Raw genomic sequence first — 13,941 nt, 5'->3', positions numbered from 1 at the left:
CCCGGTCCTCACGGTCTCCGGCACCGTCCGCCCACCGCGCGGGCCGCCGTCCGCCCACCGCGCGGGCCGCCGTCCGCCCGAGACGCCGTCCACCCGCCGCCCCGGCCGCCGAGCACCCGACACGCCCGTCCACCGCACGGGCCGCGCAGGCCCACGCGGTGGACGGGGCCCGGCCCGCGAAGCGCGGGCCGGGCGGCGGCCACCCGGTACGGCGGGCGGCCCGCCGTCACACCGTCTTCTTCGCCGCGGTCTCCCCCGCGGTCCCCTCCGCGCCCACGGCCTCCGAAGCCTCCGGCGCCTCCGCCGGGGAGGGCACGGTCCCCACGACGGCCTCCAGGCCGGTCGGCCGGGTCGGCTCCAGCTCCCCCGACGCGATCTCGGCCGTGAAGTGGCAGGCCACCTTGTGGCCGTCGCCCGCGTCCGTCAGCACGGGCCGCTCCTCGGCGCACCGGGGCCGGGCCCAGGGGCAGCGGGTGTGGAAGCGGCAGCCGCTCGGCGGATTGGCCGGGGAGGGCAGGTCTCCGCGGAGCAGGATGCGCTCGCGGCGGTCCTCGACCTCCGGGTCCGGTACCGGCACCGCCGACATCAGCGCCCGGGTGTACGGGTGCCTGGGCTCCGCGTACAGGGCGTCGCTCGGGGCCTCCTCGACGAGGGAGCCGAGGTACATCACCCCGATGACGTCCGAGATGTGCCGGACGACGGCCAGGTCGTGGGCGATGACGAGGTAGGTCAGGCCCAGCTGCTGCTGGAGCTCCTCCAGCAGGTTGATGACCTGCGCCTGGATCGACACGTCCAGGGCCGAGACCGGCTCGTCGCAGATGATGACGTCCGGCTCCAGCACGAGCGCCCGCGCGATGCCGATGCGCTGGCGCTGGCCGCCCGAGAACTCGTGCGGGTAGCGGGAGAGCGCGTTGGTGGGCAGGCCCACCCGGGCGAGGATCGCCTTGATCTTCTCCCGGCGCTCGTCCTGGTTCGCCCCGATGCCGTGCGCGATCATGCCCTCGGACAGGATCGACTCGATGTTCTGGCGGGGGTTGAGGCTGCCCAGCGGGTCCTGGAAGACCATCTGCAGCCGGCGCCGGAACCGGCGCATCTCCTCCTCGGGCAGCTTCGCCAGGTCGGTGCCGTCGAAGAGGACCTCGCCGTCCGTGATGTCGACCAGCCGCAGGACCGCCCGGCCCAGGGTGGTCTTGCCGCAGCCGGACTCGCCGACCAGGCCGTACGTCTGACCGGCCTCGACGGTCAGCGAGACGCCGTCCACGGCGTACACGTGACCGACGGTGCGGTCGAAGAGGACGCCCTTCCTGACCGGGAAGTGGACCTTCACTCCGTCCAGTGCGAGCAGGCTCATGCCGGTACCTCCTCGGCCGGTGCGTCGGGCATGACGGGGTTCACGCAGCGCACCTGGTGGCCCTCGGCGCGCGGCTCGGTGAGCTGGGGCGTGCCGGTGAGGCACTCCATGGTGTAGAAGTCGCAGCGCGGCGCGAACGCGCAGCCGTCCGCCCAGGCGATCTTGTCGTTGATGGAGCCGCGGATGGGGCGGAGCGGCTCGCCGCGCGGGGCGTCCAGGCGGGGGATGGACCCCAGCAGGCCGTGCGCGTACGGGTGGGTGGGGTGGGCGAACAGCTCGCGGCGGCCCGCCGACTCCACGGCCTTGCCCGCGTAGAGGACGTTGACCTCGTCGCACAGGCCCGCGACGACCCCGAGGTCGTGCGTGATCATCAGCAGGGCCGTGCCCTCCTCCTCGACGAGCTCCTTGAGCAGCTCCAGGATCTGCGCCTGGATCGTCACGTCGAGGGCGGTCGTCGGCTCGTCGGCGATGAGCAGCCGGGGCGCGCACGCCACCGCCATGGCGATCAGGGCGCGCTGGCGCATGCCGCCGGAGAGCTGGTGCGGGTACTCGTCGAGCCGCCGCGCCGGGTCGGGGATGCCGACCCGGTCGAGCAGGTGGGCGGCCTCCTTGCGGGCGGCCTCCCCCTTCATGCCGCGGTGGCGCTTGAGGATCTCGGTGACCTGCACGCCGATCGGGACGACCGGGTTCAGGGAGGAGAGCGGGTCCTGGAAGATCATGGCGAGCTTGCTGCCGCGCATGTCCCGGATCCGCTTGTCCCCCATGGTGAGCAGGTCCTCGCCGTCGAAGACGGCGCGGCCGCCGACGGTGACGCCCTTGCGCGGGAGGAGTCCCATCAGGGCGAGGGAGGTCACGGACTTGCCGCAGCCGGACTCGCCGACCAGGCCCACGACCTGGCCCTGGTCCACGGTGAAGGAGACCCCGTCGACGGCGGTGGAGGGCTTGCGGCCGCGTCCGCCGAAGGTGACGGTGAGTTCGTCGACAGTGAGCAGTGGCATGGCAGTTCAGCCTCGCAGCTTCGGGTCGAGGGCTTCGCGCATGGCCTCGCCGAGCAGGGTGAAGCCGAGGGCGGTGATGATGATCCCGACGGCCGGGTAGACCGCCATCATCGGCGCGTTGTCGAAGAACCGCTGCGCCTGGGAGAGCATCACGCCCCACTCGGGGACGGCCGGGTCCGGGTTGCCGAGCCCCAGGTAGGACAGGGCGGCCGCCTCGATGATCGCGGTGGCGAGGCTGAGGGTCGCCTGGACGATCACGGGGCTGAGCGAGTTGGGCAGGATCTGCGTGAGGACGATCCGCCGGCGGCGCACGCCGAGGGCCTTGGCCGCCAGGACGTAGTCCGAGCCGCCCTGGGCGAGCATCGAACCGCGCAGCAGACGGGCGAAGATCGGGATCTGCACGACGCCGACGGCGATCATCACGGTGGTCAGGGACTGCCCCATGACGGCCGCGACGGACACGGCCAGGAGCAGCGACGGCAGGGACAGCAGGATGTCGATGAACCGCATGACGACGGTGTCGATCCGCCGGCCGGCCTTGCCTCCGAGGGTGGCGGCGGCGCCGGAGAGCATGCCGATCGTCGCGCCGACCACGAGGCCGATGAGCATCGACACGACGCCGACGAGCAGGGTCTGCCGGGCGCCGACGAGCATCCGGGAGAACATGTCGCGGCCGAGGTGGTCGAGGCCGAACCAGTTCTCCCCGCGGGCGCCGACGAACTTGCCCTGGTTGGGGAAGACCTCGCCCCGCCAGCTCTGCGCGGTCGGGGCGTGCGGGGCGACCCACGGGCCGATGACGGCGACGACGACGAACAGCGCGATGACCACGGCGCCGATGACCGCCATCTTGCTCGTCTTGAGGCGGCGGAACGCCTCGCGCCACAGGCTGGCGCCGCTCGTGCTCTCGTTGGCCTGGGTCAGCTCGGCGAGCCTGGCGATCTTGTCGGTCTTGGTGGACACGTCAGTTCACCCGCACTCTCGGGTCAATGAGGCTGTAGGCCAGGTCGACGAGGAGGTTGATGACGACGTAGATCATGGCGATGAACATGATGAAGCCCACCAGCACCGGGTAGTCGCGGGCGTCGATGGCGATCTTGATGAAGGAGCCGATCCCGCCGAAGTCGAAGACGGACTCGGTGAGGACCGCGCCCGACAGCAGGGAGCCGGTGAGCAGACCGATGGCGGTGACGACCGGGAGGAGGGCGTTGCGCAGGACGTGGCGGAGGCGGACGACCCGCTTCTCCAGGCCCTTGGACTCGGCGGTGCGGACGTAGTCCTCGCCGAGGACCTCCAGGACGCTGGCGCGCGTCATGCGGACGATCACGGCGAGGGGGATGGAGGCGAGCGTCACGGCGGGCAGGACGAGGTGCCACAGGGCGTCGCCGGCCGCGTCGAACTCCCCGGTGAGCAGGCCGTCGAGGACGGCGAAGCCGGTGACCTCGGTCGCGTCCAGGCCGGTGGTCAGGCGCCCGTACGTCGGGAAGACGTGCAGGTTGACCGCGAAGATGCCCTTGAGGATCAGCCCGAGGAAGAAGACCGGCACGCAGATGCCGATGAGCGAGCCGGAGACCGAGGCGACGTCGAGCCAGCCGCCGCGGCGGCGGGCGGCGAGGTAGCCGAGCGGGATGCCGACGACCACGGCGATCAGCATGGCGGCGACGCTCAGCTCGACCGTGGCCGGGAAGCGCAGCGCGAACTCGTCCCAGACGGGCTGGCCGGTCTTGGTCGAGGTGCCGAGGTCGAGTTCGGCGATGCGCTTGAGGAAGCGGCCGTACTGCACCCAGACCGGCTGGTCGAGGCCGAGCGCACGGTTGATGCGCGCCACTTCGGTGGGTGTCGCCCGTTCGCCCAGGATCGCCGAGGCGGGTCCGCCGGGCAGCCGGTTCAGCCAGAGGAAGAGGAGAACCGACAGGCCGAGCAGGGTGGGTATCAGCTGTAGCAGTCTTCGTACGACGAGTCGCAGCACCCCGCGTGCCCCTTTCTTGCGTGTGCGTCAGATGCGGGTCCGCCCGGCCACGCAGTGCTGTGGCCGGGCGGACCCGCGGGTGGATGGGGTTACTTGAAGGAGACCTCGGCGAAGTTCTCCTGCGTCAGCGGGGAGACCTTCGGCGGGTTGACGTCCTTGGCGAACGCGATGGCCGGCGGGGAGGACGAGACCGGGAGGCCCGGCAGGTACTCCATGATGATGTCGTTGGCCTTCTTGTACGCCTCGACGCGCTTGGCCGGGTCGGTCTCCTTGGAGGCCGCGGTGACCGCGTCGAAGACCTTCTGGTCCTTGAAGCCCCACTGCTTGTCGTACTCGGCGAACCAGGTGCCGATGAAGTTGTAGCCGTCGTTGAAGTCACCGGTCCAGCCGAGCATGTGCAGGGCGCAGGCTCCGGCCTCGGTGGCGTCCAGGTAGTCCGGCGCCCACTTCAGCGGCTTCGGGGTGACGGTGACGCCCGCCTTCTCCAGGTCGGCCTTCATCAGCTCGAAGATGTCCTGCGGGGCCGGCATGTAGGGCCGGGTGACCTCGGTCGGGTAGCAGAACTCGATCTTCAGCTTCGACTCGCCGGCGGCGGCCAGCAGCTGCTTGGCCTTGGCGGTGTCGAACGGGTACGTCTTCACCTTGTCCGAGAAGCCGGCGACCGTGTCGGGCATGAACTGCGTCGCGGTCTTGCCGCCCTCGGGCAGCTGCGTCTTCACGATGTTGTCGCGGTCGATGGCGTGCGCGAGCGCCTGCCGGACCTGCGGCTTCTTCAGCGCCGGGTGCTTCTCCTGCGACATGCCGACGTAGAAGATGTTGAAGACGTCACGCGTGGGGACCTGGAAGCCGCCCTTCTCCAGCGTCTTCACGTCGGCCGGGGAGACCAGGTCGTAGCCCTGGATGTCACCCGCCTGGAGCGCCTGGCGGCGGCCCTCCTCGGTGGAGATGGTGCGGAAGACGAGGTTCTTCACCTTCGCCTTGTCGCCCCAGTACTCGTCGAAGCGCTGGAGGGTGACCTCCTTGTTGCCCTTGTTCCACTTCGTGATCCGGTACGGGCCGGTGCCGGCGACCGTGCCGGCCTCCTGGCTGTACTTCGGGTACGAGATGGCGTCGTCCTTGCCGGTCGCCGCCTGCGTGGCGTACGCCTTCAGGGCCTTCGGCGAGTGGATCGCCAGCGCCTGGAGGGAGAAGCCGCCCGGCAGGTTGGCGGAGGGCGCGTGGACCTCGATGACCGCGGTGTTGGGGTCCTTCGCGGTGCAGGACTTGTAGTTCGCCTTGGGGGCGTCCTTGTCCTCGTTCTTCGCGAAGCCACCCATGATGGACTGCCAGTAGTACGAGACCGCGCTGGACTGGTAGGTGCCCTTCCAGTTGAACCAGTGGTCGTAGTTGGCGCAGACGGCGGCGGCGTTGAACGCCTCGCCGTCGTGGAACTTCACGTTCTCGCGGAGGTTGAAGGTCCACACCGTGCCGGCGTCGTTGCTGGACCACGACTCGGCGAGGCCGCCGACGAGCTTGCTGCCTCCGGGCTCGTGCTCCAGCAGCGCCTCGAAGGCCTGGCGGGTGACCCGGAAGGTCTCGCCGTCGCTGGCGAGGGCGGGGTCCAGTGAGCTCGGGTCACCGGCACCGGCGAACACGAACGTGTCCTTGTCGCCGCCCTTGTCGCCGTCCTTGCCGCGCTCGCTGGCACAGCCCGTAGCGATCATTCCGACGGCGAGCGCCGCGGTGACCGCCCGGACCGTACGGGACTTGGATATTCGCATGGGCCACCCCTGGTTTGGCCTAGTGAATGAGGTCTTGACGGCCGAACACTACCGACGGGTGGCACGGCGGAGAACAGTCCGGATAGCGGTGATACCTAGTCGAGACCCGGACACTCGCCAAACCGGGCAGTTCCCGGACAAGACCCCTGGTGGAGTTAACACCGGCGACACACGGGGGAGTTCGGGGCGGCCGCCGGGCGGCGCCTCAGCGCTGCTGCGGGTAGCCGTATCCGGCCGCCCCGGGGACGGGTGGGGCGAGGTGCGCCTCGCGGTCGTAGAAGGGGCGGGTGTGGGCGCGCAGCCACATGGCGACCGGGTCGTACGCGTCCGACATCGCGACCGTCGACACCGGCAGCCCGTCCGGGACGGCGGCGACGGACTGGCGCATCATCTCGCGCACCGCGTCGACCGAGGCCCGGCCCGTGTCGTACAGGTCGAGGCCGATCGCGAGGTAGGGCGTGCCGAGCGACGGCTGGACCCAGGCACGGCGCAGGGAGCGGACGGCCGGGGTGCGGTGGGCGTTCTGCGTGAGCAGGGCGTAGAACTGCGGCAGCTCGATGGCGGGCTCGCTGAGCCGGAGGGGCCCGGCGGGCATCCGGTCCAGGCCGGTGGCGATGCGGCGCAGGTCGGCCCAGGGGATGCCGACGCCGCCGCCCGGGGTGTGCGGGTTGAGCCAGATCCCCCAGCGGTCGGGGTAGAGGGCGCGGGCGACGTCGCGGACGGCGACGACCTCGTGGGCGCGGTTCCAGCCGGAGGCGGAGAGCTCCTGGGCGGAGGTGACGCAGGGGGCGTAGCCGAGGCCGTCGACCTCCATGTTCCCGTACTGGGCGTCGGGGCCGCCGGCCTCGCCGTGCCACAGCAGCATCCACACGGCGGCGTCGGCGAGGGCGTGGAGCAGCGCCTCGTACGCGTCGTAGCGGCCGGGCGCGACCTGCCCCAGCAGGTGCTCGACCTGTCCCCCCGCAGCCGACTCCGCCCGACCGGGGGAGCCCCCACCGGCCGCCGCCGTGCCTGACGTGCTCACCTGGATCCCGCCCCTCGTCCGCAAGCCTTCCGGTCCAGCTTACGGGGGCCCCGGGTCAGGAACCGTGCGCGCGGCGGTAGAAGGGGGCGACCTTTTCCCGCATCCAGTCGCCGACCGGGTCCTCGGCGACGTCGAGGAGGACGAGGTTGACCGGCCAGGGCACGGGGACGCGGCCGAGGGCCCGCCCGAGGGCGTCCAGCGGGGCGGTGCGGTCGGCGGTCTCGGGGGCGGTGAGCTCGACGCCGACGAAGAGGGCGGGCGGCTCCCCCTCGACGCTGGCCAGGGCGCGGCGGGCGGTGCGGACGAGGCCGGTCGCCTCGAACTCCGCGCCGGCGGCGCCGAGGAAGTCGACGGGGTCGTCCTGCCAGTCCGGTTCGAAGAGCCGCACGCGGCCGCCGCCGGCGGGCCCGTCGAGCGGGGTGCGGCCCGCGCGGCACAGTTCGGCGACGGCGGGCGGCGGGAGCGGTACGCCTATGGTGCCGCCGGGGTTCAGGGCGATGCCGAGCTGTGGGGGCAGGCCCCGGGCGAACTCGACGGCGGGGGCCACCGCGTACGCCATGTGGGCACCGGCGCAGGCCCGCAGCTGCGTCTCGGAGCTGAACACGGGGACGTACGGGAGGCCGTCGAGCTCCAGGGTGGGCAGGTCCAGGCCGGGGGCGCCGGGGCCCGCGGAGTCGGGGGCGCCGCCGCGGGGCAGCGGCACCCAGACGGGGCTGCGGCCGAGGACCTCGACGATGCGGGCGCCGGCCGTGCTCCGGCCGAGGGAGGCCGAGAGGACCTCCTCCAGCTCGTTGGCGGGCCATGCGGTGTCGACGGCTGCGGCTGTCGTGTCCACGGGCGTTCGTGCGTCCTTCCGGTCCGTCCGGGTGCGTGCCGCAGCACCCTAGCGCGGGACGTACGCGCCACCGGCGCCCCGGTCCCGGGGCGGGCGGCGGGGCGGCCGGGCGCGGGCGACGGGGCGGCCGGGCGCGGGCGGCGGGGCGGCCGGGGCGTCCCCGGGGGCCGACCGGGACGCGGACGTTTCGCCGGGAGGCGAGGCGACGGGAACGGAAGCCGGGCGGCGTGAGCCGGGCCAGTGGGAGGCGAGGCGGCGGGAGCCGGGTCGACGGGACGGGCCGGAAGGCTGCGGGGCTCCCCGGGACGGGCCGACCGGGGCGCGACACGGCGGGAGCGGCCCGGCGAGGCGGCGAGCCGGCCGGACGACAGGAGCGAGCCGGCGGGAGCCGGCAGGAGCCGCGTCGGCGGGGCGCGGGCCGGGGGCAGGCGGTCGACGGGGCGTGGGCCGGCAGGAGGCGGGGTGGGGGGCGCGGGCCGCGCCGGCCCGTGCGGGTCAGCGGAAGTGGATGCGGGTGAGGGCCGAGGCGGCGTCGCGGTCGAGGAGGACGGCGGAGGCGCACCCGGCTGGCAGGTGCCCCCGCTCGGCGTCGCGCACCAGGCGCCCGACGGCCCTGCGGTGCCGGGCGAAGGCGTACGAGGACACGCCCCTGCCCCGCTCGCGCTGGCCGGCGCGGGCGGTGGCGGCGTCGACGTCGAGGAGCAGCAGGTGCAGGGACCGGCCCCGGCGGCGGGCGTCGCGGGCGAGCCAGCGGCGCACCCAGGACTGGGTGCCGCAGTCGTGGACGACGACGCCCCCGCCCGCGCGCAGCCGCCGCCGCAGCCCGGCGTAGTGGGCGACGCGGACGAGCGGCCGGTACAGGGCGTACGGGAGGAGGCGCGGCATGCGCCGCTCCCACCGCTCGCGGACGTCCTGCGAGTCGACGGCGCGGTCGGCGGCGGCGAAACGGATGAGTGTGGACTTGCCGCTGCCGGGAAGACCGGAGACTACGACCACGTCCCCCTCACCGAAGAGCAGCTCGCGCGGGACCCGCCCGCCGCGCTCGCGCAGGTCGCGCAGGACCGGGGCGGCGGTCGTACGGGCGGGAAGCGCCGGCGGCGCCGGTACCCCCGCGGTCGTGGCGTAGGCGCCGGACCGCTGCAACGTCATGGCCCCTCCTGGGCTCGGCTCCCCCACAGCCTGCCCAAGAAGTGTAAAGAAACGGCAATGGGACACAAGTGATTTGCCGCCGGTCGAGGGTTTGCCGATCCGGACCCTCGTGCGATGATGTGCGCGCCGACAACCGCATACCGGCCGATCGAATCCGCGCGGGAGAGTTCCGGGCCCCCCGTGGCCCGGGCGCCGAAGGAGCAAGTTCCTCCCTTGAATCTCTCAGGCCCCGCACCGCACGGATGAGGCAGATCTGAAAAGCGAGCCGTCCCCCGCACGCCGGGGCCGCGCGGCTCCACCCAAGGTGCAAGCCGCGCCCCGCACGGGGTCACGGCGAACCTCTCAGGTTCCGATGACAGATGGGGAGGACGTGTCCTCGCCACCCATGCCCCGGACCTGGGAGCCCTTTCCATGAGCACTTCCCCCCGCCGCACGGCCCTCGATGCGCTGCATCGTTCGCTGGGCGCGACCATGACCGACTTCGCCGGCTGGGACATGCCGCTGCGGTACGCCAGCGAGCGCGACGAGCACACCGCCGTACGCACCCGCGCGGGCCTGTTCGACCTCTCCCACATGGGCGAGATCACCGTGACCGGCGCCCAGGCGGCCGCCCTGCTGGACCACGCGCTGGTCGGCAACATCGGCGGCGTCGGCGTGGGCCGCGCCCGCTACACCATGATCTGCCGCGAGGACGGCGGCATCCTCGACGACCTGATCGTGTACCGGCTCGGCGAGCAGGAGTACATGGTCGTCGCCAACGCCTCCAACGCCCAGGTGGTGCTGGACGCCCTGACGGAGCGCGCGGCCGGCTTCGACGCCGAGGTGCGCGACGACCGCGACGCGTACGCGCTGATCGCCGTGCAGGGCCCCGAGTCCCCCGGCATCCTGAAGTCCCTCACCGACGCCGACCTCGACGGGCTGAAGTACTACGCGGGTCTGCCCGGCACCGTCGCGGGCGTCCCCGCGCTGATCGCCCGTACGGGCTACACCGGTGAGGACGGCTTCGAGCTGTTCACCGCGCCGGAGCACGCGGAGCGGCTGTGGCGGGCGCTGACGGAGGCCGGCGCCCCCGTCGGCCTGATCCCCTGCGGGCTGTCCTGCCGCGACACGCTGCGCCTGGAGGCGGGCATGCCGCTGTACGGGCACGAGCTGACGACCGCGCTGACACCGTTCGACGCGGGCCTGGGCCGGGTCGTGAAGTTCGAGAAGGAGGGCGACTTCGTCGGCCGCGAGGCGCTCCAGGCCGCCGCCGAGCGCGCCGCGACCGCCCCGCCGCGCCGGCTCGTCGGCCTGGTCGCCCAGGGCCGCCGGGTGCCGCGCGCCGGGATGTCCGTGGTCGCCGGCGGCACCGTGGTCGGCGAGGTCACCTCGGGCGCCCCCTCCCCCACCCTCGGCAAGCCGATCGCCATGGCGTACGTGGACGCCGCGTACGCCGAGGCGGGTACGAGCGGGGTCGGCGTCGACATCCGCGGTACCCATGAGCCGTACGACGTGGTGGCGCTGCCGTTCTACAAGCGCCAGAAGTGACGCCCGGCACACCCGCCACCCGCACGACTCCCCCGTTCACCACCACTCCCGCGCGTACAGGAGAATTCAGCTCATGAGCAACCCCCAGCAGCTGCGCTACAGCAAGGAGCACGAGTGGCTGTCGCCCGCCGAGGACGGCGTCGCGACGGTCGGCATCACGGAGCACGCGGCGAACGCCCTGGGCGACGTCGTGTACGTCCAGCTCCCCGAGGTCGGCGCCACGATCACCGCGGGCGAGACCTGCGGTGAGCTGGAGTCGACCAAGTCCGTCAGCGACCTGTACTCGCCCGTGACCGGTGAGGTCGTCGAGGCGAACCAGGCGGTCGTGGACGACCCGTCGCTGGTGAACACCGCTCCGTTCGAGGGCGGCTGGCTGTTCAAGGTGCGCGTCACGGACGAGCCGCAGGACCTGCTCTCCGCCGACGAGTACACCGAGTTCGCCGGCTGACCAGCCCGACACCCACACCCTTAGGGACCGCGTGATGTCGCTTCTGAACACCCCTCTCCACGAGCTGGACCCGGACGTCGCCGCCGCCGTCGACGCCGAGCTCCGCCGCCAGCAGGACACCCTGGAGATGATCGCCTCGGAGAACTTCGCTCCGGTGGCCGTCATGGAGGCCCAGGGCTCCGTCCTCACCAACAAGTACGCCGAGGGCTACCCGGGCCGCCGCTACTACGGCGGCTGCGAGCACGTCGACGTGGTCGAGCAGATCGCGATCGACCGCATCAAGGAGCTCTTCGGCGCGGAGCACGCCAACGTGCAGCCGCACTCCGGCGCGCAGGCCAACGCCGCCGCGATGTTCGCCCTGCTCAAGCCGGGCGACACGATCATGGGTCTGAACCTCGCCCACGGCGGGCACCTGACCCACGGCATGAAGATCAACTTCTCCGGCAAGCTCTACAACGTGGTCGCCTACCACGTGGACGACGCCACCGGTCAGGTCGACATGGCCGAGGTCGAGCGCCTCGCCAAGGAGTCCAAGCCGAAGCTGATCGTCGCCGGCTGGTCCGCCTACCCGCGCCAGCTGGACTTCGCCGCCTTCCGCCGGATCGCGGACGAGGTCGGCGCGTACCTCATGGTCGACATGGCCCACTTCGCGGGCCTGGTCGCGGCCGGGCTGCACCCCAACCCGGTGCCGCACGCCCACGTGGTCACCACCACGACCCACAAGACGCTGGGCGGCCCGCGCGGCGGCGTCATCCTGTCGACCGCCGAGCTCGCCAAGAAGATCAACTCCGCGGTCTTCCCCGGTCAGCAGGGCGGCCCGCTGGAGCACGTGATCGCGGCGAAGGCGGTCTCCTTCAAGGTCGCGGCGAGCGAGGAGTTCAAGGAGCGCCAGCAGCGCACCCTGGACGGCGCCCGCACCCTCGCCGAGCGCCTGGTCCAGCCGGACGTCACCGAGCACGGCGTGTCGGTCCTGACCGGTGGCACCGACGTGCACCTGGTCCTGGTCGACCTGCGCAACAGCGAGCTGGACGGCCAGCAGGCCGAGGACCGCCTCCACGAGGTCGGGATCACCGTCAACCGCAACGCGATCCCGAACGACCCCCGGCCCCCGATGGTCACCTCCGGTCTGCGCATCGGCACCCCGGCCCTGGCCACCCGCGGCTTCCAGGCCGAGGACTTCGCCGAGGTCGCCGACGTCATCGCCGAGGCGCTCAAGCCGTCGTACGACGCCGAGGCGCTGAAGGCCCGGGTCTCCGCGCTCGCCGCGAAGCACCCGCTTTACCCTGGTCTGTAGTCCTTACGGCGTTACGTACGCAACAGACTGATCTGCGGGGCACCGCGCACACTGGACAGTGAGTGCGGTGCCCCGTCCCTTGCCCCCGCCCCGCCCCGTCCCGCCCCCGCACCCGTCCCGCGTCCCAGGTCCCACCCCCGTTGTCCCGCACCACCCCGGCAGACAGCGACGTCTTCCCACCAAGGAGTCCCCCGTGGCCATCTCGGTCTTCGACCTGTTCTCGATCGGCATCGGCCCGTCCAGCTCCCACACGGTCGGCCCGATGCGCGCCGCCCGGATGTTCGCGCGCCGCCTGAAGAACGAGGGCCTGCTCGCCCACACCGCCTCCGTGCGGTGCGAGCTGTTCGGTTCCCTGGGCGCCACCGGCCACGGCCACGGCACCCCCAAGGCCGTCCTGCTGGGCCTGGAGGGCGACTCGCCCCGCACCGTCGACGTGGAGACGGCCGACGACGAGGTCGAGCGGATCAAGCGCGAGGGGCGCATCAACCTCCTCGGGGTGCACGAGATCCCCTTCGACTTCGACGAGCACCTGGTCCTGCACCGCCGCAAGGCCCTGCCCTACCACGCCAACGGCATGACCGTGTGGGCGTACGACGCCGAGGGCGCGACGCTGCTGGAGAAGACGTACTACTCGGTCGGCGGCGGCTTCGTCGTGGACGAGGACGCCGTGCAGGGCGAGAACCCGATCGTCCCCGACGACACCGTGCTGAAGTACCCCTTCCGCACCGGTGACGAGCTGCTGCGCCTGACCCGCGAGACGGGCCTGTCCATCTCCGCCCTGATGCTGGAGAACGAGAAGGCGTGGCGCACCGAGCGGGAGATCCGCGAGGGGCTGCTGGAGATCTGGCGCGTCATGCAGGCGTGCGTCGAGCGCGGCATGTCCCGCGAGGGCATCCTGCCGGGCGGCCTGAAGGTCCGCCGCCGGGCCGCGACCACCGCCCGCAAGCTGCGCTCCGAGGGCGACCCGCTGGCGCTCTCCATGGAGTGGATCACGCTCTACGCGATGGCGGTCAACGAGGAGAACGCCGCCGGCGGCCGGGTCGTCACCGCCCCGACGAACGGCGCGGCCGGCATCATCCCGGCGGTGCTGCACTACTACATGAACTTCGTGCCCGGCGCCGACGAGGACGGCGTGGTGCGGTTCCTCCTCGCGGCCGGCGCGGTCGGCATGCTGTTCAAGGAGAACGCCTCGATCTCCGGCGCCGAGGTCGGCTGCCAGGGCGAGGTCGGCTCGGCCTGCTCCATGGCGGCGGGGGCCCTCGCCGAGGTCATGGGCGGCTCCCCCGAGCAGGTGGAGAACGCCGCGGAGATCGGCATGGAGCACAACCTCGGCCTGACCTGCGACCCGGTCGGCGGCCTCGTCCAGATCCCGTGCATCGAGCGCAACGGCATGGCAGCGGTGAAGGCGGTCACGGCGGCGCGGATGGCGCTGCGCGGCGACGGCAGCCACAAGGTCTCCCTGGACAAGGTCATCAAGACGATGAAGGAGACCGGCGCGGACATGTCGGTCAAGTACAAGGAGACGGCACGCGGCGGCCTCGCGGTGAACATCATCGAGTGCTGAGCGTCGGCCGGGCCTCGGGGCCGTG

12 protein-coding genes and 1 riboswitch are annotated in these 13,941 nt (G+C 72.4%); of the genes, 4 read left to right on the top strand and 8 right to left on the bottom strand.

The window, feature by feature from the left end:
* Nucleotides 1-226: 226 nt before the first annotated feature.
* The 8 genes from ACF053_RS13795 to ACF053_RS13760 form a co-directional block, all read right to left on the bottom strand.
* On the bottom strand, nt 227-1,351 hold the full coding sequence (locus tag ACF053_RS13795) for an ABC transporter ATP-binding protein (protein WP_391954048.1): 1,125 nt from the start codon (nt 1,349-1,351) through the stop codon (nt 227-229).
* Complete coding sequence (locus ACF053_RS13790; RefSeq protein WP_058942652.1) at nt 1,348-2,349, bottom strand: ABC transporter ATP-binding protein; 1,002 nt, start codon at nt 2,347-2,349, stop codon at nt 1,348-1,350. Before ACF053_RS13790 ends, ACF053_RS13795 begins: the two co-directional genes overlap by 4 nt.
* 6 nt (nt 2,350-2,355) lie before the next feature.
* The gene (locus tag ACF053_RS13785; RefSeq protein WP_058942651.1) at nt 2,356-3,309 is read right to left on the bottom strand and encodes an ABC transporter permease; all 954 of its coding nucleotides are present in this window, start codon (nt 3,307-3,309) and stop codon (nt 2,356-2,358) included.
* 1 nt (nt 3,310) lies between these two features.
* On the bottom strand, nt 3,311-4,315 hold the full coding sequence (locus ACF053_RS13780; protein WP_391954047.1) for an ABC transporter permease: 1,005 nt from the start codon (nt 4,313-4,315) through the stop codon (nt 3,311-3,313).
* Nucleotides 4,316-4,404: 89 nt separating this feature from the next.
* Complete coding sequence (locus ACF053_RS13775; protein WP_391954046.1) at nt 4,405-6,075, bottom strand: ABC transporter substrate-binding protein; 1,671 nt, start codon at nt 6,073-6,075, stop codon at nt 4,405-4,407.
* A gap of 205 nt (nt 6,076-6,280) precedes the next feature.
* Nucleotides 6,281-7,099, bottom strand: coding sequence for an enhanced serine sensitivity protein SseB C-terminal domain-containing protein (locus ACF053_RS13770; protein WP_391954045.1), 819 nt, complete (start codon nt 7,097-7,099; stop codon nt 6,281-6,283).
* Between the two features lie 55 nt (nt 7,100-7,154).
* Nucleotides 7,155-7,934, bottom strand: a complete 780-nt coding sequence (locus ACF053_RS13765; RefSeq protein WP_391954044.1) for an enhanced serine sensitivity protein SseB — start codon at nt 7,932-7,934, stop codon at nt 7,155-7,157.
* A 495-nt stretch (nt 7,935-8,429) separates the two neighbouring features.
* Entirely contained in the window at nt 8,430-9,083 is a 654-nt protein-coding gene (locus tag ACF053_RS13760; protein ID WP_391954043.1) for an AAA family ATPase, read from the bottom strand.
* Between the two features lie 149 nt (nt 9,084-9,232).
* Nucleotides 9,233-9,330: riboswitch (glycine riboswitch) on the top strand.
* A 164-nt stretch (nt 9,331-9,494) separates the two neighbouring features.
* Between ACF053_RS13760 and gcvT the strand changes: the two genes are divergently transcribed.
* The 4 genes from gcvT to ACF053_RS13740 all read left to right on the top strand — a co-directional run bounded on the left by gcvT (nt 9,495) and on the right by ACF053_RS13740 (nt 13,916).
* Nucleotides 9,495-10,610, top strand: coding sequence for a glycine cleavage system aminomethyltransferase GcvT (gene gcvT / locus ACF053_RS13755; protein ID WP_391954042.1), 1,116 nt, complete (start codon nt 9,495-9,497; stop codon nt 10,608-10,610).
* 73 nt (nt 10,611-10,683) lie between these two features.
* On the top strand, nt 10,684-11,058 hold the full coding sequence (gene gcvH / locus ACF053_RS13750) for a glycine cleavage system protein GcvH (RefSeq protein ID WP_058942645.1): 375 nt from the start codon (nt 10,684-10,686) through the stop codon (nt 11,056-11,058).
* A 34-nt stretch (nt 11,059-11,092) separates the two neighbouring features.
* Nucleotides 11,093-12,352, top strand: a complete 1,260-nt coding sequence (gene glyA / locus ACF053_RS13745) for a serine hydroxymethyltransferase (protein WP_391954041.1) — start codon at nt 11,093-11,095, stop codon at nt 12,350-12,352.
* Between the two features lie 193 nt (nt 12,353-12,545).
* Nucleotides 12,546-13,916 (top strand): L-serine ammonia-lyase, encoded by a 1,371-nt coding sequence (locus ACF053_RS13740; RefSeq protein WP_391954040.1) that lies wholly within the window; start codon nt 12,546-12,548, stop codon nt 13,914-13,916.
* The last annotated feature ends 25 nt before the right edge of the window (nt 13,917-13,941 follow it).

The organism is Streptomyces kanasensis, from assembly GCF_043077165.1.
Lineage (GTDB): Bacteria > Actinomycetota > Actinomycetes > Streptomycetales > Streptomycetaceae > Streptomyces > Streptomyces changanensis.
This window is presented reverse-complemented; position numbering and strand designations above follow the sequence as displayed.